The sequence below is a fragment of the Promicromonospora thailandica genome, assembly GCF_024171955.1.
GTDB classification, from domain to species: domain Bacteria; phylum Actinomycetota; class Actinomycetes; order Actinomycetales; family Cellulomonadaceae; genus Promicromonospora; species Promicromonospora thailandica.
In genome coordinates, this window is record NZ_JAMTCS010000008.1 from 243456 (window position 1) to 264908 (window position 21453).

A 21453-nucleotide genomic window follows, 5' to 3' on the forward strand; every position below is an offset into this window, starting at 1 on the left:
TCCAGGGGACCGTGCGTACACGGGGTGCGTACCTGGCGGCTCCGACCTTGCGTTTCCGCAGGTCAGAGGTGGTGTCCGGAGGGGGACTTGAACCCGATCCCCGAGAAGCGCTGGCCTGGGAATCGGCCTAAACACTGGGATCCCCAGCGGTGAATCAAGGGCGGACGGGGCCAAAGAGGGTGAATCGCGGCAGTCGGTGCGTACCAAGTACGCACGTCGTGGCACCATTCTCGGCATGCGCACACCGCAGTATCACCGGGCCAAGGACGGCAGCGAGACGTGGAAGGTTCGGTACCGCCCCGGCGGCCGCGCCACCCCCGAGACCAGCATCACCTTCACCTCGGCCGCAGGCGCGAACGCCTTCGTGAAGCTGCTCTCCGACGTCGGCCCGAAGCGCGCCGTCGAGATCCTCAAGGCGCGCCAGGCCCACACGACCGAATCCACGCCGACGGTCGCGCAGTGGTGCACGAAGCACATCGAGTCGCTGTCCGGGGTGCAGGCCGACACCATCGCGAAGTACGAGGCCTTCGTGCGCAACGACCTCGGCAGCCTCGCCGAGCTGCCGATCACCGCGGTCACCGACGACGACGTCACCGCCTGGGTGAACCACCTCGCCAAGAAGGTGTGGCGCGGCCGCCCGACGTCGGGCAAGACGATCAAGAACAAGCACGGGTTCATGTCCGCGGCCTTCGCGCGTGCCGAGGCGAAGGGCCTCGTGCCGTCCAACCCGTTCCACGGGACCACACTCCCCCGCACGGTGAAGGAGCCCATGACGCCCCTCACGCCGGCCGAGTACGCACGGTTCCGGGAGTGCTTCACGCCGTACTGGCAACCGCTCGTGCAGACCCTGTTCGAGACCGGCCTACGCTGGGGTGAGGCGACGGCGCTCCAGGTCCGTGACCTCGACCTCAAGGCGACCGACGCGGCGGGCGACCCGGCGCCCACGCTGCGCATCGAGCGGGCGTGGAAGAAGTCCGGCAAGATCGGGCCGCCGAAGTCGGAGCGCGCGCGGCGCACCATCGCGCTGTCGCCGGAGCTCGCCGCCGTCCTGGCCCGGGTGACCCGGGGGCGTGTCGGCCAGGCATGGGTGTTCCTCAACCAGCGCGGCACCCCGGTGCGGCACGCGACCTTCCACGACAACGTGTGGCTCCCTGCGGTGCGCCTGGCCAACGGTGAGCCGGCGCAGAAGAAGGGCGCGAAGCGGGTCGCTCGCCGCCGGGACGCTGACGGGAACGTCCTCGAGCCCCTCGACCCGCCGATCGGGAAGCGGCCCCGGATCCACGACAGCCGACACTCGTGCGCCTCGTGGCTCCTGGCCCAAGGCGTCCCGCCGACGGACGTGCAGGACCACCTCGGGCACGAGTCGTTCGCGACTACCGATCAGCTCTACCGGCACATGATGCCCGGTGCGCCTGGGCGGGTTCGAGCGGCGCTCGCGGCGGCGGCAGCGCAGCCGGCGGCGGCCGCGGGGGTCACGCAGCCTGTGGCGATCGGCGCATAGCGGTCAACGCCCCCCGGACGTCGATCCCGTCGGCGCTCGCCTGCGCGAGGTGGCGCAACGTGAGATCACCTGGAGTGAGCGGGACGGTCGCCCCCGCCGTGACGAGCTCCAGCCAGGTCTGCCGGATGCCCTCGTCGATGTCGTGGTCGTGGCTGGCGGGTTGCGCCGGGAGTGGGTCCACGTTGTCTCCCTGTGGATGCATGGATCTGAGACGGGGATCACACGCTAACCCTGCTCGGGGCAACCAATCATCCACTTAGCGGGTGAATCCGGGTAATCAGCTCTGCATCCGGGCGTGCTCGGCCATGATCCGGTCGTAGAAGTCGCCGACCTCGACGCCGAGCGCGCGGGACAGGACAGTCATCTCCTTGAGGCGCGGAGTCTGCCGGCCGTGCCAGTAGTTCCCGATGGTGCCTTTGCTCAGCCCTGTGCGCTCTACCAGGGCAAGTTGGGTCATGCCCTTGCGGGCAGCCTCGACCCGTAGCGCGCTCCCGAAGGCCTCGGGCAACAGCGCGAACTCGTCGGTTTCGCCGCTCTGGTTGCTGCTCATGCGGCAGATTATGCCCCACGTTCCTGGGATCTGGCTACGTTTTGTCCGTTTCAGCATCTGAAACCTGCCCTAACCCCATCAGAGCGACCGGATTCCCAAGGTCGCGGGGGTGAGGTTCACCGCACCTCCCACGTTTGTGTTGCGTCTCCCACGAACGTGGGATTAGGGTCATGGGCATGGAACAGCAGACCGTGGGCGGTGAGACCGTCACCCTCGCCGAGTACGTCGACCTCAAGCGTCGTCGCCGCTCCCTGACCTGGGAGCAGCTGGCCACCGTCGTCGGTGTCCGCTACGAGACGCTCGTCGAATGGCGTAAGGAGAACTGGGGTCCGATCCGCCTCAAGCAGGCCGTCGTCCTGGCCAAGGCCCTCGACATGGACCCTCGCCGCTTCTTCGAGGACGCGGCATGACGACCCTGACCACCCTCTCCGCCGCCGACCTCGGCGCCCTCATCAACAAGTCGGGCGACTGGGTCGAGCGGAAGGTGATCCGAGCCGGGCACGAGCACCTCCGGGTCGGCCGCGAGATGCGGTTCACCGACGACCAGGCCGAGACCTTCATCCGGAGCTTCACCACCCGCACCGAGGTCACCGACGGCCCGGCACCTGCAACGCCTACGGCCGTACCGGCCGAGGACCCGCTGCTGTCGCAGTCGACCCGGTCCCGGCGCCGGCACAAGTAGTAGCCCCCGCTGCCCGGACGGACTCCGGGCAAGAGCAAGGCCCCGCGCGCTCACGACGCATATGCGGGGCCCTACCGGAAGGAATCATCCCATGGCGAAGAGCCAGAGCAACAGCCCCGAGCCGGAGCAGCCGCCGACGGTCAAGCCGTCGACCTACGACCCCGAGCGGGCCGGGGCGACGCCCGCACAGTCGCGGGCCCTCCTCGCCGGCGCGTACTTCGACGACGAGCCGAAGGACGGTGACCTCTGATGGCCCGCGGCGAGCAGCCCGAGCTGCCGCAGCGCGTCATCGGCAAGAACCTCCCCAACATCACGCCGGCCGAGGCCGAGGAGGCCATCGAGCTGCGCGACGAGCGGATCGCTCGCCGCGTCGAGGCCGAGGGCTCGAAGGGCGGGCTGTACTGATGGACGACTACCTCAACGGCGACATCGACCAGGGGCCCCAGCTCGGCGCGCACCTGCCCGGCGCCTGGCGCCCAGGTGACCGCTTCCGGCTGGCCGACCGCGGCGACCGGTACGACGGCGTCGAGGGATCGGTCCGCAGTGTCTACGCCACGCGCGCCGCCGGCGAGCAGGTGCACGTCACGCACGATGACGGCACCTACACGACCTGGCCTGCAGCGCGCCTGGAGCGCCCGGCCACCCCCAGCACCCCCGGCGGCGCGGTGACGAAGCCGAACCCCGCGCCGCCGGCGGGCACCACTCCGAGCCTGGTCCAGCTCGACCGCAACGAGGCTGCCCACGCGGTGGCCGAGGCTGCCGCGGAGTTCGTCCGCCTCGACCTGCAGCGCATCGAGGACGGCCTCGACGTGGCGGGCCAGGACCGGTGGGAGGAGTTGCGGCTCGGCCTGCACGACGCCGTCCGCGACTACCGCGCGGCGGGTGCCCAGTGAGCGCCCGCGCGCGTCACGCCCGCCGCCCGGGGCAGCCCCGGAGCACCTGGCCGGTGGTCGTCGGTGTCCCGGTCGAGTTCGACCCGGTGCCGTGGCCGTCGCCGCTCGGCGTGCTGGAGACCATGAAGCTGCAGGACCGCATGGCGGTCGACCAGTGGGACGCGATCCGCGATGAGTTCGGCGTGATCGCGGCCTACGAGCGGACCTACCCGCGGTACTGGCGTCGCCGTGTGCGGCGCGTGCTGCGGCAGTTCCGCAACGCGTACCTCGTCGTCCTGACAGGCACGTACCTCTCCGTCGGTGTCGTCGGCCCCGTGGCCCACGGCATGGGGTGGTGGTGACCGTGCACACGATCCGCACCGACCTCGCCGGCCTCGCCGTCGTCGCGGGCATCGTCGTCGGCACCGTCTCGGGCGTGCTCATCGCCGAGGAGCCCGTCACCCGCACGCCCCAGATCTGCCAGACCGCGTTCAACCTCAACGACCAGGCCTTCGTGATCATGAAGGACCTGAACGAGGCCGTCCGCCTGCGCGGCGACGCGCTCGACAAGGACACGTACGCGATCCACGACGCCGAGGTGAACCACCTCCTGGCATCGCTCAACGCCCTCGCCCCGGACGCCGACGCGGCCGAGGCCGACTGCCGGGCAGGCATCCAGTGAGCCGCGCCGTACGCGCCGCGGCCGCCACGGCCGGCGCCGTCGTCGGTCTCCTGGTGTCCCTCGCCGTCTACGCCCTCCTGGCCGGCCCGCCCGCCCACGACCCGGCACCGGCCCCCGGCCCTGCCCCGACCACCGGGATCGCGGCATGAGCCCCGAGGCCTTCCTCATCCTCTCCGTCTCCGTCACGGGCCTCGCCCTCTGGGCGACCGTCCACGTCATGAACAGGTGGTTGCACCGATGATCCCCCTGGACCAGATCACTCCCGCCCCGTCAGCGCTCGCGGCGACGCCCGCCGACTTCCTCTCCGTCGCGTTCCCGGAGCACGGCCGCACGATCGACCCGGACCGCGACGGCGTGTGGATCAAGCACTCGTGGTTCCCCGCCGCCCTCGTCCCGGCCACCCCGCCGGCGCCCGCGCCCGCCCCGTCCGCGCGGGTCGACGTGAACCTCACGCTGCTCGACCCGCTCGACGTCGTGGAGCAGCACCTCGACATGGACGACGTGCCAGACGTCCACCCGCAGGATCTGCCGCCGTGCCTGCCGACGCGGCGCGAGCAGCTGGACGACGTCATGCACCACCCGGCCACCGAGATCGCGGCTGCGATCTGGGCGACGGGCTCCGCCGAGCCGGGGGTCCTGCTCGGCGCGATGACCGGAGCGGACGCGTGAGCGCAACGCAGACGCCCGACGGCGTGACGCCGTCGCGCGAGAACGTGACAGGCGACGTCGCAGGCGTGACACCGTCGCGCGACGCCGTGACGCCGACGTCGCAGGACGTGACGCCGGACCCGACGTCGCACGCCGCGGTGCGCGACGTCGCCGCGCAGCTGGGCGTCGCCCCCGCCGACGTCGTGCACACGCTGCGCGACGTCGCACGAACGATCGCGAACGACCCGTCCCTGTGCGACTGGTGCGAGGGCACGATCCCGGAGGAACGTCTCCGGCTCGGCGCCCGGTACTGCAGCGAGAACCACCGCAAGGAGGCGTCGCGACGTCGCACCGCGCGACGTCGCATGTTCGCCGAGCACGCCGCGACGGGTGCGACGTCGGGTTCGTGCGACCGGTGCGGCGCCGCATGCCACATCGAGAACGCGCTGTGCGACGCCTGCTTCGACGCCCTGACCGACCAGGAGCGCGACGCCCGCGACGCGTCGCCGAACGACGTGGACCCGGGCGCATGAGCGCGACGGAGCAGCAGCTCGCGTACGCGTCGCACGCGCTAGAGGCGACACGGCGGGCGCGGGAGGACCGCGCTCGGCACCACGCCCTGTCGATCGCCGAGACGGCGATGACCATGGCCGAGGCCCGTCGCCTGCTGCCCTACGTCATCGCCGCCCACGGCGATACCCCCTCGCTCCAGAAGAAGCGCCGCGACGCGCTGGAGCGCGACATCGACCACCGCAGGAGGAACGCCGCATGACGAACCTGACCATGACCGACCTGTTCTGCGGCGCCGGCGGCTCCTCCACGGGCGCCGTCTCCGTGCCCGGGGTGACCGTGCGCCTGGCCGCGAACCACTGGGACAAGGCCATCGAGACGCACAACACCAACCACCCCGACGTCGACCACCTCCAGGCCGACATCAGCAACACCGACCCGCGGTACGTCCCCCACACCGACCTGCTCTGGGCCTCCCCAGAGTGCACCAACCACTCCCGCGCGAAGGGCCGCAAGCAGGCCCTGCAGCCCGACCTGTTCGGCGAGACGATCAGCGAGGACGCCGTGCGGCGCTCGCGGGCGACCATGTGGGACGTCGTCCGGTTCACCGAGGCGCACCGGTACCGCGCGATCATCGTGGAGAACGTCGTCGAGGTGGCCGACTGGGGCGACGACGGCACGGCGAAGGGTGGCCTGTTCGACGCGTGGCTGCTGGCCATGCGGAACATGGGCTACGACCACCGCATCATCTCGCTGAACAGCATGCACGCCCAGCGGATGGGCCTGCCCGCGCCCCAGTCCCGTGACCGCGTGTACATCGTGTTCTGGCGCCGCGGCGAGCGGGCCCCGGACTTCGAGTGGATGCTGCGCCCGCAGGCGTGGTGCAGCTCGTGCGAGCGCGTCGTGGAGGCCCGGCAGTGGTGGAAGAAGGGCGACGGCCGCCGCCCGGGCCGGTACCGGCAGCAGTACCTGTACCGGTGCCCGAACACGGCCTGCCGCAACCAGGTCGTCGAGCCGGCGTGGCTCCCGGCGTCCTCGATCATCGACTGGTCGAACCCCGGTGTGCGCATCGGCGACCGGGACAAGCCCCTGTCGCCGAAGACGATGCGCCGCATCGAGGTCGGCATCGAGCGGTACTGGCAGCCGCTGACCGTCGAGATGGTCAACGGGTACGACGCCGCCGACCCCCGCCACCCCGGCTACGGCAACCCCGGCTCGTACTACCGGGCCTGGCCGACCTCCGACGTCGTGCGCACCATCCCCGCCACGGACGGCACCAAGGCGCTCGCGATGCACCCCCTCCTGATCCCGGTCGAGGGCCGGGCCGCCGAGGACCGCGCGCGCTCGATGATGTACCCGTCCCGGGCCATCACGACGCGCGCCGAGACCGGCATCGCCTACCCGCCGTTCATCGCGGAGCTGCGCGGCGGCGGGTCGACGGCCCGGCCGACGGGCGAGGCGCTCGCCACCGTGACGGCGTCGGGCAACCACCACGCCCTGGTGGTCCCGTCCGGCGGGACGTGGAACGAGGACGCCCGCCCGGCGTCCGACCCGGTGCGGACGCTGCACACCCGCGAGGCGTACGGGCTCGTCGTGCCCTACTACGGCAACGGACAGGCGGTGCCTGACGGCCGCGCCCTGCCCACCGTGACGACGGTCGAGCGCCACGCGCTGATCCACCGGAACAACGGCGGCGGCGCGGAGATGACGACGCCGGCCAGCGAGCCGGTGCGCACGATCACGACGGCCGGCCACCAGTCGGTGCTGCAGTCCGACCGGCCGACGATCGACGTCAACGACGTGCGCTTCCGAATGCTGGAGCCCGGCGAGATCAAGCAGGCCATGGCCTTCCCCGGGGAGTACGTCATGGTCGGGACCCGCCGCGAGCAGGTCAAGCTCGCCGGCAACGCCGTCACGCCGCCCGCCGCTCGGGACCTGGTCGCGACCGTCACCGCGGCGATCACCGGAGAGGACGTGGCCGCGTGATCGTCCTGGACCTGCCCCGCTCTGCCTGGTGGTCGGCGAACGACCGGCTCCACTGGCAGGCAGTGCGCCGCAAGAAGAACGCGGTCAAGACCCTCGCCCGCGCGGCGGCGGCGGACGAGCCCCGGCTGGAGCGGGCCGAGCTCGCCGTGCTGGTGCACTACCCGACCGCCGTCCGCGCAGACCCGCACAACGTCGCGTCCACGGTCGTGAAGGCGGCCATCGACGGCATCGTGCTCGCCGGCGTGCTGCCCGATGACGACGACGAGCACCTGACCCACGTCTCGTTCGAGCGCGGCCCGAAGACCTCCGTCCCGGGGATCTACCGGCTGACGCTGACCTTCAAGGAGGTGGCCTGACCATGCCGGACCGCATCCAGCTGCGCCGCACGAAGGGCTGGCGGAAGCCCGAGGGCGCCGTCGTCGTCGCCCGACCCTCGAAGTGGGGCAACCCCTTCCGTCCGGTCCGGTGCGATCGGCGCCTGCATGACGACGGTTACAGCGAACTCGTGGGCCCGCACTGGCACGTGGTGGCGGACGACCAGCACGTGCTCGCGCTCCGGTGGAAGACGCGCGGCGAAGCGCTGGCGAACGCCGTCCGCTGCTACAGGCTCCGGGTCACCAACCCGAAGTCCTACGCCTGGGAGGAGATCCGCGCCGAGCTCGCCGGACGCGACCTCGCGTGCTGGTGCCCGCTGGACCAGCCGTGCCACGCGGATGTGCTGCTCGAGATCGCGAACGGGGGCGCCCCGGCATGAGCCAGTACGCCTCCCGCTGCCGCGACCACGGCACGAGCGCCCCGTGCACGTCGTGCGCGGGCGACCACCGCGCGGGCGACCACCCCCACGGCGCCCGCCCGGGCACGTGCCGCCCCTGCCGTCAGCGACCCACCACCGACCACATGCCCGACGCCCCGGCGCTCGCGGCCCACGACACCGACCTGACCGAGGAGAGCTGATGCCCACGTCCCCGCGGGTCCGCGCGGAGGTGCTCTCGGCGCTGGAGCACTGCGAGGTCTGGGCTGACGGGTTCCCCACCGACACGCCGGAGTCCCTGTACGTCCTGGGCTGGACCGATGCCCTGCGGGTCGCGCTGTCCATCGTGGACGGCGCCGACCACGTCACGGCGCTGGCCCAGGCCCAGGCGACGGCCCGACTCCGCCACTACTCCACCAGCTACCCCACCGAGGAGAACCGAGACCGATGAGCAAGTCCATCTCTCAGCAGCACGCGGAGGCGCTGCACGCCATCGCGGCGGCCGGCCACGCCATCGCGGACGCGATCCGCGAGAAGCCCTCGTCCACTCGGGGCGTCCTGCGCGCGCCGGGTACGCCGATGCGCGGCGCGCGGCCTTCGACCGAGCACACCCCCACGAAGTTCGACCTGCAGCGCCGTGTGCGCGACGGGCAGATCGACGAGCAGATCGAGGCGATCGGCAGTCGCCTCACCGACGCCGCGGGACGGTTCCGCGGCGGCCAGGCGGCGTTCGAGTCGCCGCTCGTGCCCATGGAGATCGCCGACGCCCCGGACATCGACAACGTCCCGGTGGCGCAGAGCACGCACGCGCTCATGGGCGCCGTCGTGGAGATGCACCAGGACGTCCGCGAGGTGCTGGCGAAGATCCGCGCTCACGGCGACGTCCACCCCGGCGTCGGCCTCCGGGCGAACGGGGGCTGGGTCAAGCCCGACGCGCCCCGGATCGTCAGCGAGCAGAGCCTGACCGAGTGCGTCGTGCCCGGAGCCACCATCCGGGTGCCGGACCCGCGCCTGACCTTCTCCCCGGAGTTCCGTCGGGACCTGGACGAGGAGCTCGCGCGGCTCGGCGTGCGGCTCGGCGACCGCATCCGGGCCGCCATGGGCCTGGCACCAGCCGTCGCCCGCGCCGTCCAGCGCGGCGAGATCGCCGACGCCGCGCACCGCGCGCTCGCCCCGTGGTTCACAGAGGGCGCCGTCGGCGCGCGGATCGACGCCTCGCAGGCCGTCGCCGACGCCGTCGTGCACCTGGTGCAGGACCTCGCGGCCGTGCCCCGCCTGCTGCCGACGCTGGAGGAGCTGGCCGCTGCGCTCGCGCAGCAGTACGGCGACCACGAGAGCCTGGAGGCCATCGAGGAGCCCATCACGCGCCGCCAGTACATGTCCGACGCCCGCTCGATCCTGGCCCTGCTGCGGGGTGAGACCCGGTGACCGCGTTCACGGTCCCCCGCGGCGACCTCACCGCGGCGCTCGCGGCCGTCATGCCGCACGCGGGCACGGAGCACCCGTGGGGCACGCTCCGGTTCGCGCCGGGCGAGCAGACGCTGCGCGTGTGGGCGACGGACGGCTTCACGGCCGCGCACGCGAAGGTCCGGCTGTTCGAGCACGAGGACGCGGGCCGGGAGGTGTTCGACCTGGCTGCGCTCGACGCCGGCAACGTGCTGCAGGTGTTCCGCGCCACGGGCGGGAAGGACGAGCGGGCGATGCGTGACGCGGAGGAGATCCGCCTCGACGTGTCGCCGCTGGCGAAGCAGCTCACGGTGTCTGAGGTCGGATCGCTGGTCGACGGCAGCGTGCTGCAGGTCCCGCTCGTGGAGCACACGGGCGAGGACCGGTACCCGAACGTGCCCGCCTTCATGGCGACGTTCATCGCCGCGCCCGTGGTCCGCTCGGCGTGGCAGCTCGGCCCGGAGCGGATCTCGTCGTTCCTCAAGGCCGCGAAGGCGTACGACGACTTCCTGCGCGTGAAGGCGTGCGGCACGGGCCTGGCGGTCGCGATCGGGTCGAAGTTCGTCGGCGTGATGTCGGCGGCCCGACTCGACGAGGAGACCCTGCGCGAGATGGAGGACGAGGCCGTGCGCTGGGGCCACGACCTGAACTCCTGGGGTGAGCCGCGCCGGTCGCCGTTCGTGAAGGACCCGACGCCGCCGCAGGAGGACGGCCAGAAGACGTTCGACCTGCGCACGGCGACGGGCGTGGTCGACGTCGTGGACCTGGGCAAGGCGGCCGAGGCGGCCGTCGACCAGGACGCGGCCCTGGTGCTGGCGGCGGCCGAGCTCGTCGTGCCGACCCAGTACGGGTCGGTGGCGATGCTGCAGCGCAAGCTCCGCGTGGGCTTCGCGAAGGCCGGCCACCTGATGGACCGCCTGGAGGCGGCGGGGATCGTCGGCCCGTACGAGAGCGACAAGGCGCGTCAGGTGCTCGTCGTCGACCTGGACAAGGCCCGCGAGCTGCTCGCCACCGAAACCGAGGAGGGCTGATGGGCTACGGCGTCTACGAGGAGCCCGGGAACGGTCGCTGGGCCGGGTACATGGTGCCCGCCCCGTGCGACTACCCCGGCTGCGAGGCCGAGATCGACCGCGGCCTCGGCTGGAAGTGCGAGGAGCACGTCGAGTACACCGCCGACGGCACCGAGAGCGAGGTCGAGGGCTGCGGCCTGTTCTTCTGCGAGGAGCACCGGTACGAGACCAGCGACCACCACACGGTCAAGCCGAAGCCGGACAGCGGCCACTGGACGGCCTGGCAGCTCGTGGACGACTCGTGGGAGCAGTGGCGGGTCGAGAACCCGGAGCGCGTGGCCAAGATGCGCGCGCTCGTCACCGAGGCCGACCTCACGTGGGCCCGCGCGCAGCTCGACGACCCGGAGGACGACGACCGTGGCTGACCAGATCCGCCGCGGCGCTCGCGGCCCCGCGCTGGCCGTCGCCGTCGTGCTCGCCCTGGCGGCGTGCGCCGGGCCGGCGACGGACCACGGCACGGTCCTGGAGAAGAAGTCGAGCCCGGGCTTCTACTCCGTCACGCAGTCGTGCACGAGCGCGGGCCGGACCACGACCTGTGTCCCGATCACGACGTGGATCCCGCCGGACTGGGACGTGAAGGTCCGGGACGAGGAGGGCACCGAGGCGTGGCTCGACGTGAGCAACGCCCAGTTCGACGCGCTGGCGATCGGCGACTACTACGACACGAGGGAGCCCAACCGTGGCTGACACCGCAACCCCCGAGACCCCGGAGACCCCCGCGGTCCCGGACCTCGACAGCCTGGAGTTCGTGGGCCGCCTGACATACCCGGGCGACGTCCGCCAGGCCGAGCCGATGGTCTACCACTCGCCGCGGCACGGCGTCGTCGCGCCCATCGTGGCGACGTACGACTCGGTGGACGACAAGACCGTGCTCGAGTTCATGAAGGTGGAGTTCCGGTGAGCCGCCCGGCACACATCGCGCCGCTGGACGACGCGCTGAACGAGCAGCTCGCCGCGTTCGAGGAGGGGAACCGCACCCTCGCGCGCGTCCTTGACGAGAACATCGTCGAGCTGGATCGCCTGGAGGCTGAGCTGAAGGCGGTCCGCCAGCGGATCGACGATGCGGCGTCGGCCCGTGTCGAGGCGTACCACGGCGCGCGGCACTGCGAGGAGGCGATCGTCAAGCTCGGCTACGTCGTGCTCGCCGCCCCCGGCTCAGGTCGCGGCGTCATCGGCAAGGGCCGCAGCCGCCTGGACGGTCTCACCTACAACCTGCAGGACGACTACCGCAATGCCCGGATCCGCGCGGGCCTCATCAAGAGTGAGGACGACTGGTGAGCGCCATCGCCGAGGGCCTCGCCGCGACGGGCGTGGTGCTGATCCTCGTCGCTCTCGTGTGCTCCTTCGCCGCTGAGCCGTCGCTGACGTACCGGGCTGAGCGCCGGATCGTCGCCGTCGGGTGGACCACGTTCGCCCTCGGCGTCCTCGCGGTGCTCGCCGCCGTCTGGCTGGCGGTGCTCTCATGACGGACCTCGTGAACCCCGACGAGATCGAGCTCGCCGTCGGAGCCAACCGGCACCCCACCGAGCACTACGGGCGCGCCGTGTCGGCCGACGGGATCGTGTTCATTCTGCACTCGGCCGAGTGCAGGAACTCGGGCCGCGACCTGCGCGAGTGCCCGTACTCGATCGCCCTCGACAAGGGCATCGACGACGTCTTCCCGTGGACCGGATGGCGCCAGGTCCAGGACCGTCCCGTGCGGCTGGAGATCGCCCGGGGCTACCTCATGCCCGACTTCCAGACCTACCGCTCGGCGCTCGCGGACCCGAGGGGAGGGCAGGGCTGATGGCCGGCCTGAGACCCGCGCGCGGACCGCCGCGCACCACCACCATGCCCCACTGATCGACAGGAGATTTCCGAGTGCCTTGGACCCGTGCTGGCGACTCCGCCGCAACATACCCAGCGCTGATGCAGCTGCAGGGGGCGCCTGGCGCCGACGAACGCACGGTGAACGAGGTGTTCGGGTGGATCATGCGGTGCGCCTTCCAGTCGGCGGCGCACCTCACGGACTACGTGATCGACGCGGGCACCGCCTACATGCTGGGCGGGGCCCGTACGGATGAGCTCGTGCGTCTCTGCGTCGCGGCCGGACTGCTGACCGAGACGACGACGAGCAACGGCATCCGCGCGTGGACGATGCTCCAGGACCCGGAGTTCATCCACATCCGGCTCCGCCAGGAGATCGAGTGGGAGCGTCAGCAGCGCAACGACACCAGGGACCCCGCGCTCACCGTGCCGGTGCGGCGCCGTGACGGCGACAACTGCCGGTGGTGCGGGGTCCTGGTGCAGTGGCGCGGCAAGAAGACCAACCGGACCGCCACCCTGGACCACCTGGTGCCCGGGGAGGCGGCCGCCGTCGCCACGCTCGTCGTGGCGTGCCTGGGCTGCAACAGCGCCAGGAAGGACAACGCCGAGCTCTGGGCGGACAACCACACGATCCGCCCGGAGCCGCCCCGACCGAACTACGGGAAGTGGACGGCGAAGTTCCTCACGGACAACGGCTGGCCGACCCAGGAGAACGTCCGTAGCGACGACGAGAGCGCCACTGTGGCAGCAGCAGGCACCGCACGCCCTGATCAGGCTGTGCGACCCGCAGCGCCCCCGGCAGCCCGTCCGGCGCTGGACGACCCTCCTGCGGGCGCCGAACCGCCCCCTGAGGCCTCCCCGAAGTCGGCCCCGAACTCGATATCCCAGGTCGACGGAACTAGTTCTGCCGGGTCGGGTCGGGATGGGTCGGGATCACCTACTGGTGCCCCTACAGGGGGGCGCCGTCGTCGTCGTGGGAAGCGTGGCGGCAAGAGCAGGAACGACAGTCCAGCAGTGCCCAGGGAGGACCCTCCGGCCTGGGTGATGGAGGAGATGGAAGGGGGAGCAGCATGACCTCGACGTGCGTTCACGAGTGGCAGTGGCTCAAGGATCAGGACACCGGGCAGGGCCCGACGCCGTACGGCTGCGCCCACTGCTCAGCAACCACCCATGGCTGCTGCGAGTGTGGGCGGGCGATGGACACGTCGCTGCTGGTGTGCGATCCGTGCCTGGACCGGGCACGGCGCGTGGTCGGCGACGTCGCGCGCTGGATGACCGAGCACACCTACGGCGTCAACCTGGTGTCGCTGCGTGCGGTGCGCTACGACCGTGACCGGCCCGCGGCCGCCGACGACGCTCGGCTGCCGTTCGGGCTGGACTCCATCGTCACGGACCCGGACGACCGGCGGATCGCCGCGGCGAAGCACCCCGACGACGCCGTGCGCTGGCTGCACAGCTGGGCGGCCTGGTGGGCGGCCGAGCGCCAGGAGGTCGTGGGCGACGACCCTCTCGGGTACCTGCTCGACCACACGCTGTGGGCCATCCAGAACCAGGAGGCCTCGGCGTGGGAGACCTACATCGACGACGCCCGGCAGGTGCGCGCCACGGTGCGTCGGCTGCTGGGCATCGCCCCGGTGGCCGAGCCGGTGCCCTGCGTGCACTGCGGTGGCCGGATCGTGCGGGACTGGACGGAGGACGGCCTCGACGACCTGCGGCGCTGCACCGGCTGCGGGATGGAGTGGCCGAACGAGGCCCGGCTGCTGCACACGAACATGCAGGTGCTCCACGCCCTGCCGGCGACGGACCCCGACACCCTGGTGACCCGGGAGCAGGTCCGCCGCATCTACCCGCAGCTGCACCCGGCCACGCTGCGGAAGTGGATCCAGCGCGGTCACGTGGTCGCGGTGAGCGCGGACGTGCGCGGCGAATCGATGTACCGGCTCGGCGACGTCGCCGACCGCATGGCACAGCCCGAGGAGACGAAGGGAGGCTCGGTCGCATGAGCACCATGGGACGCTCACCCGCCGCGCACCGGCTGGCTACTCGCCGTGATCGCCGTCGTCGCCGGGTGCGCCGCATCCTGCGCCGCGTGCCCGGCATCCTGCCGTGGCAGGTGGAGGCCCTCGAACGCTGGTGTTTCGACACGCCGCCGACCAAGCGCTACATGCAACTGGCGCGCGGATCGGGTACTGTCACGCCTGGTGGTTCTTAGCGACCCCGAAAACGGATGAAGGGCCCGACCTCATGGTCGGGCCCTTCGTCGTTCTCATCGCGGTGTGGAGGAGCTCGGTCACCTCGCTGGCCTCATTCGTCAGAGACGCCCGTTCGAATCGGGCCACCGCTACCAACGTCACCTCCGGTCACGGATCGCCTTGATGATCAGGCCGGTGCACAGCAACGGGATGCCGAGCACGAGGGCCACGAGCGTGAACACCGGGCCAGCGCCGCCGAGCAGACCGAGGAACACCCCCGCGATCATGATGATGGCGCCGATGCCCACGAGGGCAGGCACCGAGCTGCTGGTGGGCTTCGTCTCTTCGCTCATGCTTGGCACGGTAGGCGACGCCGCCCTGCTCGGCCAGGATGAACCGGAGGTTCCATGCCGTGCCTCGACTGCGGCCGGCCTGGAGTGCGGCGCCTGTGCGACGACTGCAAGGCAGGGCGTGAGCGGCGCCGCGGCTACGCCGACGAGCGTGGCTACGGTCCCGACCACCGCGCTCGACGTGCCGAGATCCAGGAGCAGATCGACGCGGGCGAGGTCGTCTACTGCGTGACCTGCCCGACGCCGAACCAGCTCGTCGGCCGTGACTGGGACCTCGGCCACGACCCCCGCGACCGCAGCGTCTACATCGGCCCGCAGTGCTGGCCGTGCAACCGCGGTCACCGCGCGGCGCCGCCCCGCTGACCAGGGCGGACACCCCCCGGGGGGTGGTCAAAAGTCCACCAGGGGGTGAATCCCACCTCCCGCGCCCAGCTGAACGCGCACACGCTCAAGTTGGATCCGTTTTTTTGGTCGGTTCGTATTTGTTGGTGTCGGCTGACGCGCTGAAACGGGGGTGTCGACCGTGCCTGGACCCCCGAAGACGCCCCTGGAGGAGCGCCGTCGCAAGGGCCGCTCCCCCGGGCGCGACTCCGGCGGCCGCCCGCTCCCGGACGAGGCCAATGTCGTTGCGCTGCGAGGCATCGACGGCGACCGGATCCCGGACGTGCCGCCCACGCTCGTCGAGGACGGGCAGGGCGCTCGCCGCTGGGTCCGGATCTGGCGCGAGGCCACCTGGCTCGCGCCGGCCACCGACATCGACGTCGTCACCCGCCTGTGCGAGGCCGAAGACCTGCTCTCGGGCATGGCCGGGGCGCTCGCGGAGCAGGGCTTCTACGTCAAGGGCTCCCAGGGGCAGCTCCGGCCGAACCCGCTGCTGTCGCAGATGCGCGCGACGGCCGCCCAGATGCTCCAGCTGGAGCGTGAGATCGGCCTGACGCCGTCGGCGCGCGGCTCGCTGGGCGTGGCCGAGGTGAAGCCGGAGTCGGACAACCCGCTGGTGGCGATCCTGCAGGCGGCGGCCAACCGAGGGACGCGCGCCGGTGGGGCGTAACCCCTGGGGCGCGCCGCGCCCTCGGTGGCTGACGCCCGTCTCCCAGGCCGATATGCGTCGTGGTGACGGCGACCTGTACGCCGAGATCATCGACACGACGTGCCGGATCACGAAGGACTCGATCGCTGGCGGCGTCGGCGAGTTGCTGCGGATGCGGATGTGGCAACGTCAGCTGCTGCGCCGGATGTTCGCCCGCCGGGTCGACGGGTACCTCAAGCACCGCACCGAGCTCGTCGGCATGCCGCGCAAGAACGGGAAGTCCGAGCTCGGCGCAGGGATCGCCGTGGGGAACATGCTCCTGGGACCCCAGGGCGGCGAGATCATCTCGTGCGCCGGCGACCGGGACCAGGCCTCGATCATCTTCAACACCGCCAAGCGGATGGTGGAGATGGACCCGCACCTGTCTGGGGTCATCAAGACCTACGCCAAGGTGCTCGAGGTGCCGTCCACCGGCACGGTCTACAAGGCGGTCTCGGCCGAGGCCTACACCAAGGAGGGCCTGAACCCGTCCCTGGTCCTGTTCGACGAGCTCCACGTGCAGCCCACCCGTGAGCTGTGGAACGTCATGCAGCTGGCCCAGGGCGCCCGGCCCGAGCCGCTCATCATCGGGATCACGACCGCGGGCGTCCGCACCGACCGCACCGGCCTCGACTCGATCTGCTACGCGCTGTACAAGCACGGCGTCGAGGTCGCGCAGAACATCATCGACGACCCCACGTTCTTCATGGCGTGGTGGGAGCCGGCCGCCGGGGTGAAGGCCCCGCACGACCAGCCCAAGACGTGGCGCGAGTCCAACCCGGGATACGGCGACCTGATCGGCGAGGCCGACTTCCACTCCGTGGTGCGACGCACCGAGGAGAACGAGTTCCGGATCAAGCGCACCAACCAGTGGGTGGCCTCCGGCAAGGTCTGGCTCCCGCACGGCGCGTGGGACGCCTGCAAGGCCGTCGACCGGTACCCGGGCGGGCCGCCGGACGGCATGGACGTCGTGATCGGCCTGGACGGGTCGAAGACCGGCGACTCCACCGCGCTGATCGGCGTCACCGTCGAGGACCGGCCCCACATCTTCGTGCTGGGCATCTGGGAGCGCGACCCGTTCGACCCGAACTGGCGGGTGCCTCGTGCCGAGGTGAAGAACGCCCTGCGCGAAGCCAGCCGCCGCTGGAACGTCCGCGAGAACCCCTGGGACGACTACCTGTGGCAGGACGCCGCCGTCGAGCTGACGGAAGAGGGCCTGCCGATCGAGCCCTACCCGCAGACCCCCGAGCGCATGGGCAAGGCCACCCAGGGCTTCTACGAACACGTCACGCTCGCCGCCCTCACGCACGACGGAGACCCCGCGCTATCCCGGCACGTGAACGACGCAGTGCCCAAGCCGACGTCCCAGGGCTTCGCCCGGATCGTCAAGGAGACCCCCGACTCCCCCCGCCGGATCGACGGCGCCGTCACCGCGGTCTTCACGCTCGACCGGGCCCTGTGGTGGCTGAACAACCCGCCCGACGAGGGCTTCAACATCTGGTGAGGAGACACCCTGTGAACGCTGTCTGCTTCGTGCTCGGCCTCGCGCTGGTCACGGTCGCCGTCGGCGTCCTCGCCGGACCGTGGTGGGGCGTCCTGCTCGGCGGGATCTTCCTCGTCGCGTACGCCGTGCTCGCCGAGGCCGGCAGCGCGCCGGCCGCCCGAGGCAAGGGCACGACCCCGTGAAGGCTCTCCAGGCGCTCGCGGGCATGGTGGCCCGCTCGATCGAGAACCCGGCCAACCCGGTGAGCTGGAGCAGCGCCTCGGCGTCGGCCACAGACCTGTGGGGCTCCGAGCAGACCAGCGGCGACCCCATGCGGATCGCAGCAGCCCTGCGGTGCGTGGAGATCCTGGCCTCCGGTGTGGCCGGCTGCCCGCTGAACGTAACGAAGCGCGACGACCACACCGAGGTCCACATCGACGCCCTGGAGCAGAACGTCTCCGGTGGCGTGACGACCCCGTTCGAGATGTGGGAGACGGTCGTCGCCCACCAGGCCACCCGAGGCAACGCGTTCGTCCGGAAGGTGCGCACCCGCGACGGCCGCCTGACCAGCCTCGTGCCGATCCACCCGGACCGCGTCGAGGTGAAGGTCGCCGACGGCGCGCTGGTCGGCATGCCGTGGGTCAAGAAGTTCGTGATCGACGGCAAGCAGGACAGCGCGCTGACCACGCACGAGATCATGCACATCCCCGGCCTGTCGATGGACGGCGTGCGGGGCATCTCCAAGATCGAGAACCTGCGCCGCACCTTCCAGGTCGCCCAGACCGCCGAGGACGTGGCCGCCAGGATGTTCGAGGACGGCCTGATGCAGTCCGGCTTCCTCTACACCGACAAGGCCGTCAACGAGGAGCAGTCGCAGATCCTGCGGGCCCGGTGGCGGGCCAAGACGGGCGCCTCCAACGCCGGCGACATCGTGATCCTGGACAACGGCGCGAAGTTCGACCGCCTGCCGCTGTCGCCGTCGGACGCCCAGTTCCTGGAGTCGCGGAAGTTCTCCACCTCCGAGATCGCCCGGATCTTCGGCCTGCCCGGCTGGATCATCAACGACCAGGAGAAGTCCACCAGCTGGGGTACCGGCATGGAGCAGCAGTTCATCTCCTTCGTGGTCCTGGCCCTCAAGCCCTACTTCCACCGCATCGAGCAGCGCGTCACTCGCGAGATCTGCGACCCGAAGACCGAGAAGGCCGAGTTCAAGATCGAGGGCCTGCTGCGCGGCGACTCGACCGCACGCGCCGCCTTCTACGCCTCGGGCATCCAGCACGGCTGGATGGTGCCGAACGAGCCGCGCGAGCTGGAAGACCTGCCCCCCGTGCCGTGGGGCAACGAGCCGTACCGCCCATACAACGAGTCCGCCGCGTCGCAGGGCGCCGCCGACCCCAGCACGACCGGAGGCAACGATGACGAGGACGATGACGACGCGTAGCGGCGTCCGCGCGGCGGGCACGTCCCAGGTCGTCGAGCAGCGCACCCGCACGCTCGCCGACGCCACGGGCATGCTGCGGCGCGCCGACGACGGCGAGAGCCGCACCTTCACCGGGCACGCCGCGGTGTTCAACAGCCGAACCACGATCGGTGACCCGTTCCGGTGGGGCTGGTACGAGGAGATCGCCTCGACGGCGTTCGACAAGACCCTGGACGAGGGCGACGCCCGCTTCCTGATCGACCACAACAGCTCCCTCCTGCTGGCCCGTGTGTCGGCCGGTGACCTGCGCCTGTCCACCGACTCGGTGGGCCTGGCCGTGGACGCCGACCTGGACGAGGAGCTCTCCTACGTGCGCGACTTCGTCCGCAACCTGGAGAAGCGCCGGATCACCGGCATGAGCTTCGGGTTCTACGTCGTCCGCGACACGTGGAAGTCCGAGACCATCGAGGTCGAGCTCAAGGGCGAGACCGTCGAGATCGAGGTCGACGTCCGTGTGATCGAGGAGGTCCGCCTCCTGGAGGTCAGCGGTGTGACGTTCCCCGCCTACGAGGACACCGACGCGGGTGTCCGCGCCGCCGAGGCCGCCGAGATCCGCGCGGCCCGCGGTGTCCCGACCCGCACCCAGACTTCCCCGGCGCCCGCCGGGGACCGGCCCGCCGAGCAGGGGGCCACCCGGGGCGACGACCCCGCGCCGGCCCCTGCCGCCGAGACCGAGCAGAACCCCGCGCCGGCAGACGCCACCCGGGGTTTCGAGTGGCAGCACGCGGACGCCCGCGCCGCTGCGCTCAAGGCCCGCTTCCGGCTCTGACCGGCAGCACCGAAACCCCACTCCTCAGGCCCGCCACTGTGCGGGCCTTCGTCATGCCGGGAGGCAACCATGACCAGCGCACGTCTGCGCACCCTGCTCGAGGAGCGCGCCACCGCGTGGTCCGCCGTGCAGGACATCCAGGCCCGCCGTGAGCGTGCCGGGTACGAGTCGACCGAGGAGGACGGCGAGAGCTACACGCGCTCGCTGGCCGACGTCGAGCGGCTCTCGAACGAGATCGAGACCGAGGAGCGCGCCGAGCGCATGTCCGCGGTCATGAACGCCCCGGCCCCCGGCCAGGGCGACACCAACCCCACGGGCGAGGACCGCTCCGGCGACGAGGGCCGGTACGCCACCGCGTTCACCGCGTTCCTGCGCGGTGGCATGGAGGCCGTCACCCCCGAGGACCGCGGCCTCATGCAGTCCCGGTACGAAGCCCGTGCGGGTGCCGCGGGTACGCCGTCGGCCGGTGGCTACACCGTGCCTCCGGGGTTCCTCGCCCGCATGGTCGAGACCGTCAAGGCCTACGGCGGTGTCCTGAGCCTGGCCGAGGTGCTCAACACCGCGACCGGCAACGACCTGCAGTGGCCCTCGAACGACGACACCGGCAACGTCGGTGCAATCGTCGGGGAGAACACGCAGGTCACCGAGCAGGACACGACCTTCGGGAACGTCGAGCTCGGCGCGTACATGTACACCTCCAAGATCATCCGCCTGTCGCTGCAGCTCCTGCAGGACTCCGCGTTCGACCTGGACGCGTTCGTCGCACGCAAGTTCGGTGAGCGGATCGGCCGCGCCGGTGCCGCGCACTTCGCTGCCGGCACGGGGACCAACCAGCCGCTGGGCGTCAACACGGGGACCAACATCCTCACATCGGGTGCCGCCACCACGGCGATCACCTACGACAACCTGGTCGACCTGGAGCACAAGATCGACCCGGCCCTGCGCGAGCGGGCCCGGTACCTCGTGCACGACGACGTCGTGAAGACGGTCCGCAAGCTCAAGGACTCCCAGGGCCGGCCCCTCTGGGTCCCGGCGATGGCCGGCGGCGTGCCCTCCACCATCAACGGCCGCCCCTACACCGTCGACAACTCGCTCCCGGCGCTCGCGGCGGGCAGCAAGTCGGCCGTGTTCGGCGACTTCCGGGAGGCGTACGTGGTTCGCATGGTGGCCGGCGCGCAGACCCTGCGGCTGGCCGAGCGGTACGCCGACTACCTGCAGGTCGGGTTCCTCGGCTTCCAGCGGATGGACGGCACCATCCAGAACCAGTCCGCCATCGCGGTCCTGCACCAGGCCGTCACCCCCTGATCCGTCTCGCTGGGCGGCGGTCGTGCCCCGCCGCCCAGCGAGTCGTCCACCAGTAACTGACGAGCCCTGGGAGGGGTCATGACCGAGAGCAAGACGAAGCCGGCCGCCGAGACGCCCGAGAAGGCCAAGGCGCCGGACACCACGCCCGAGGCGGCCAAGGCCGCCGTCCAGACCCCGGAGAACGCCCGCGACGTCGTCGCGGCCGTGTCCCGGCGTGCGGACGGCAGCGCGGACCAGACGCCCGGGTACGTCGTCATCGGTGAGACCGACGACGACGAGAAGACCGCCGACAAGGACTGAC

Annotated in this window: 38 protein-coding genes and 1 tRNA gene; 37 read left to right on the top strand and 2 right to left on the bottom strand. The window is 71.4% G+C overall.

All coding sequences use genetic code 11. The features are described 5' to 3' along the window. Positions 1–235 precede the first annotated feature (235 nt). Complete coding sequence (locus APR03_RS14600; RefSeq protein ID WP_253836729.1) at positions 236–1501, top strand: tyrosine-type recombinase/integrase; 1266 nt, start codon at positions 236–238, stop codon at positions 1499–1501. Positions 1502–1778: 277 nt separating this feature from the next. Here APR03_RS14600 and APR03_RS14605 read toward each other — a convergent pair whose 3' ends face one another. Beyond that, a complete protein-coding gene (locus APR03_RS14605; protein ID WP_253836731.1) occupies positions 1779–2051 on the bottom strand; it encodes a helix-turn-helix transcriptional regulator in 273 nt (90 codons plus the stop codon). A 176-nt stretch (positions 2052–2227) separates the two neighbouring features. Here APR03_RS14605 and APR03_RS14610 point away from each other — a divergent pair, with 176 nt between their 5' ends. From APR03_RS14610 to APR03_RS14745, 28 genes are all read left to right on the top strand, one after another. Further along, positions 2228–2461 (top strand): hypothetical protein, encoded by a 234-nt coding sequence (locus APR03_RS14610; protein WP_253836733.1) that lies wholly within the window; start codon positions 2228–2230, stop codon positions 2459–2461. Beyond that, positions 2458–2733 (top strand): hypothetical protein, encoded by a 276-nt coding sequence (locus APR03_RS14615; protein WP_253836735.1) that lies wholly within the window; start codon positions 2458–2460, stop codon positions 2731–2733. The genes APR03_RS14610 and APR03_RS14615 overlap by 4 nt, the downstream gene beginning before the upstream one ends. A gap of 91 nt (positions 2734–2824) precedes the next feature. Next, on the top strand, positions 2825–2983 hold the full coding sequence (locus APR03_RS14620; RefSeq protein WP_253836737.1) for a hypothetical protein: 159 nt from the start codon (positions 2825–2827) through the stop codon (positions 2981–2983). Then, positions 2983–3138, top strand: a complete 156-nt coding sequence (locus APR03_RS14625) for a hypothetical protein (RefSeq protein WP_253836738.1) — start codon at positions 2983–2985, stop codon at positions 3136–3138. The genes APR03_RS14620 and APR03_RS14625 overlap by 1 nt, the downstream gene beginning before the upstream one ends. After that, the gene (locus tag APR03_RS14630) at positions 3138–3626 is read left to right on the top strand and encodes a hypothetical protein (RefSeq protein ID WP_253836739.1); all 489 of its coding nucleotides are present in this window, start codon (positions 3138–3140) and stop codon (positions 3624–3626) included. The genes APR03_RS14625 and APR03_RS14630 overlap by 1 nt, the downstream gene beginning before the upstream one ends. Continuing rightward, complete coding sequence (locus tag APR03_RS14635) at positions 3623–3967, top strand: hypothetical protein (protein ID WP_253836740.1); 345 nt, start codon at positions 3623–3625, stop codon at positions 3965–3967. Before APR03_RS14630 ends, APR03_RS14635 begins: the two co-directional genes overlap by 4 nt. Continuing rightward, complete coding sequence (locus tag APR03_RS14640; protein WP_253836741.1) at positions 3964–4287, top strand: hypothetical protein; 324 nt, start codon at positions 3964–3966, stop codon at positions 4285–4287. Before APR03_RS14635 ends, APR03_RS14640 begins: the two co-directional genes overlap by 4 nt. Further along, positions 4284–4436, top strand: a complete 153-nt coding sequence (locus tag APR03_RS14645) for a hypothetical protein (RefSeq protein ID WP_253836742.1) — start codon at positions 4284–4286, stop codon at positions 4434–4436. Before APR03_RS14640 ends, APR03_RS14645 begins: the two co-directional genes overlap by 4 nt. Before the next feature lie 88 nt (positions 4437–4524). Beyond that, positions 4525–4956 (top strand): hypothetical protein, encoded by a 432-nt coding sequence (locus APR03_RS14650; RefSeq protein WP_253836743.1) that lies wholly within the window; start codon positions 4525–4527, stop codon positions 4954–4956. Continuing rightward, a complete protein-coding gene (locus APR03_RS14655; RefSeq protein WP_253836745.1) occupies positions 4953–5468 on the top strand; it encodes a hypothetical protein in 516 nt (171 codons plus the stop codon). Before APR03_RS14650 ends, APR03_RS14655 begins: the two co-directional genes overlap by 4 nt. Continuing rightward, positions 5465–5707: a hypothetical protein gene (locus tag APR03_RS14660; protein ID WP_253836747.1), complete on the top strand. Its 243-nt coding sequence runs from the start codon at positions 5465–5467 to the stop codon at positions 5705–5707. The genes APR03_RS14655 and APR03_RS14660 overlap by 4 nt, the downstream gene beginning before the upstream one ends. Next, a complete protein-coding gene (locus tag APR03_RS14665) occupies positions 5704–7431 on the top strand; it encodes a DNA cytosine methyltransferase (protein WP_253836749.1) in 1728 nt (575 codons plus the stop codon). Before APR03_RS14660 ends, APR03_RS14665 begins: the two co-directional genes overlap by 4 nt. Continuing rightward, entirely contained in the window at positions 7428–7787 is a 360-nt protein-coding gene (locus APR03_RS14670; protein WP_253836751.1) for a hypothetical protein, read from the top strand. Before APR03_RS14665 ends, APR03_RS14670 begins: the two co-directional genes overlap by 4 nt. 2 nt (positions 7788–7789) lie before the next feature. After that, positions 7790–8185, top strand: coding sequence for a DUF4326 domain-containing protein (locus APR03_RS14675; RefSeq protein WP_253836752.1), 396 nt, complete (start codon positions 7790–7792; stop codon positions 8183–8185). After that, a complete protein-coding gene (locus APR03_RS14680) occupies positions 8182–8385 on the top strand; it encodes a hypothetical protein (protein ID WP_253836753.1) in 204 nt (67 codons plus the stop codon). Before APR03_RS14675 ends, APR03_RS14680 begins: the two co-directional genes overlap by 4 nt. Then, entirely contained in the window at positions 8385–8633 is a 249-nt protein-coding gene (locus tag APR03_RS14685; protein WP_253836754.1) for a hypothetical protein, read from the top strand. Before APR03_RS14680 ends, APR03_RS14685 begins: the two co-directional genes overlap by 1 nt. Continuing rightward, positions 8630–9610 carry a hypothetical protein gene (locus tag APR03_RS14690; RefSeq protein WP_253836755.1) on the top strand — a complete coding sequence of 327 codons (981 nt, stop codon included), beginning with the start codon at positions 8630–8632 and terminating at the stop codon, positions 9608–9610. The genes APR03_RS14685 and APR03_RS14690 overlap by 4 nt, the downstream gene beginning before the upstream one ends. Next, complete coding sequence (locus APR03_RS25455) at positions 9607–10659, top strand: DNA translocase FtsK (RefSeq protein WP_372494884.1); 1053 nt, start codon at positions 9607–9609, stop codon at positions 10657–10659. The genes APR03_RS14690 and APR03_RS25455 overlap by 4 nt, the downstream gene beginning before the upstream one ends. Further along, positions 10659–11063, top strand: a complete 405-nt coding sequence (locus tag APR03_RS14700; protein WP_253836756.1) for a hypothetical protein — start codon at positions 10659–10661, stop codon at positions 11061–11063. The genes APR03_RS25455 and APR03_RS14700 overlap by 1 nt, the downstream gene beginning before the upstream one ends. Continuing rightward, a complete protein-coding gene (locus APR03_RS14705) occupies positions 11056–11385 on the top strand; it encodes a hypothetical protein (RefSeq protein WP_253836757.1) in 330 nt (109 codons plus the stop codon). The genes APR03_RS14700 and APR03_RS14705 overlap by 8 nt, the downstream gene beginning before the upstream one ends. Next, positions 11378–11599 (top strand): hypothetical protein, encoded by a 222-nt coding sequence (locus APR03_RS14710; protein ID WP_253836758.1) that lies wholly within the window; start codon positions 11378–11380, stop codon positions 11597–11599. Before APR03_RS14705 ends, APR03_RS14710 begins: the two co-directional genes overlap by 8 nt. Further along, a complete protein-coding gene (locus tag APR03_RS14715; RefSeq protein WP_253836760.1) occupies positions 11596–11976 on the top strand; it encodes a hypothetical protein in 381 nt (126 codons plus the stop codon). The genes APR03_RS14710 and APR03_RS14715 overlap by 4 nt, the downstream gene beginning before the upstream one ends. After that, positions 11973–12164, top strand: coding sequence for a hypothetical protein (locus tag APR03_RS14720; protein WP_253836762.1), 192 nt, complete (start codon positions 11973–11975; stop codon positions 12162–12164). Before APR03_RS14715 ends, APR03_RS14720 begins: the two co-directional genes overlap by 4 nt. Next, positions 12161–12484: a hypothetical protein gene (locus tag APR03_RS14725; protein ID WP_253836764.1), complete on the top strand. Its 324-nt coding sequence runs from the start codon at positions 12161–12163 to the stop codon at positions 12482–12484. The genes APR03_RS14720 and APR03_RS14725 overlap by 4 nt, the downstream gene beginning before the upstream one ends. Positions 12485–12606: 122 nt before the next feature. Beyond that, entirely contained in the window at positions 12607–13578 is a 972-nt protein-coding gene (locus tag APR03_RS14730) for a hypothetical protein (RefSeq protein WP_253836766.1), read from the top strand. Positions 13579–13700: 122 nt separating this feature from the next. Then, complete coding sequence (locus APR03_RS14735) at positions 13701–14507, top strand: hypothetical protein (protein ID WP_253836768.1); 807 nt, start codon at positions 13701–13703, stop codon at positions 14505–14507. After that, complete coding sequence (locus tag APR03_RS14740) at positions 14504–14716, top strand: hypothetical protein (RefSeq protein ID WP_253836770.1); 213 nt, start codon at positions 14504–14506, stop codon at positions 14714–14716. The genes APR03_RS14735 and APR03_RS14740 overlap by 4 nt, the downstream gene beginning before the upstream one ends. 58 nt (positions 14717–14774) lie before the next feature. After that, positions 14775–14851, top strand: a tRNA-Met gene (locus APR03_RS14745). A gap of 3 nt (positions 14852–14854) precedes the next feature. On the opposite strand, the gene APR03_RS14750 is transcribed toward APR03_RS14745, so the two are convergent. Then, positions 14855–15049, bottom strand: coding sequence for a hypothetical protein (locus APR03_RS14750; protein ID WP_253836772.1), 195 nt, complete (start codon positions 15047–15049; stop codon positions 14855–14857). Between the two features lie 54 nt (positions 15050–15103). On the opposite strand from APR03_RS14750, the gene APR03_RS14755 reads away from it, so the two are divergent. The 8 genes from APR03_RS14755 to APR03_RS14790 all read left to right on the top strand — a co-directional run bounded on the left by APR03_RS14755 (position 15104) and on the right by APR03_RS14790 (position 21452). Further along, positions 15104–15409 carry a hypothetical protein gene (locus APR03_RS14755; protein ID WP_253836774.1) on the top strand — a complete coding sequence of 102 codons (306 nt, stop codon included), beginning with the start codon at positions 15104–15106 and terminating at the stop codon, positions 15407–15409. 160 nt (positions 15410–15569) lie between these two features. Then, on the top strand, positions 15570–16097 hold the full coding sequence (locus APR03_RS14760) for a phage terminase small subunit P27 family (RefSeq protein WP_253836776.1): 528 nt from the start codon (positions 15570–15572) through the stop codon (positions 16095–16097). Between the two features lie 52 nt (positions 16098–16149). Next, the gene (locus APR03_RS14765; RefSeq protein WP_253836778.1) at positions 16150–17619 is read left to right on the top strand and encodes a terminase large subunit domain-containing protein; all 1470 of its coding nucleotides are present in this window, start codon (positions 16150–16152) and stop codon (positions 17617–17619) included. An 11-nt stretch (positions 17620–17630) separates the two neighbouring features. Beyond that, positions 17631–17801 carry a hypothetical protein gene (locus tag APR03_RS14770; protein ID WP_253836780.1) on the top strand — a complete coding sequence of 57 codons (171 nt, stop codon included), beginning with the start codon at positions 17631–17633 and terminating at the stop codon, positions 17799–17801. Beyond that, entirely contained in the window at positions 17798–19039 is a 1242-nt protein-coding gene (locus APR03_RS14775) for a phage portal protein (protein WP_253836782.1), read from the top strand. Before APR03_RS14770 ends, APR03_RS14775 begins: the two co-directional genes overlap by 4 nt. Continuing rightward, positions 19026–19847, top strand: coding sequence for an HK97 family phage prohead protease (locus APR03_RS14780; RefSeq protein WP_253836784.1), 822 nt, complete (start codon positions 19026–19028; stop codon positions 19845–19847). Before APR03_RS14775 ends, APR03_RS14780 begins: the two co-directional genes overlap by 14 nt. 69 nt (positions 19848–19916) lie before the next feature. Then, the gene (locus tag APR03_RS14785) at positions 19917–21152 is read left to right on the top strand and encodes a phage major capsid protein (RefSeq protein ID WP_253836786.1); all 1236 of its coding nucleotides are present in this window, start codon (positions 19917–19919) and stop codon (positions 21150–21152) included. Between the two features lie 78 nt (positions 21153–21230). Next, positions 21231–21452, top strand: a complete 222-nt coding sequence (locus APR03_RS14790) for a hypothetical protein (protein ID WP_253836788.1) — start codon at positions 21231–21233, stop codon at positions 21450–21452. The last annotated feature ends 1 nt before the right edge of the window (position 21453 follow it).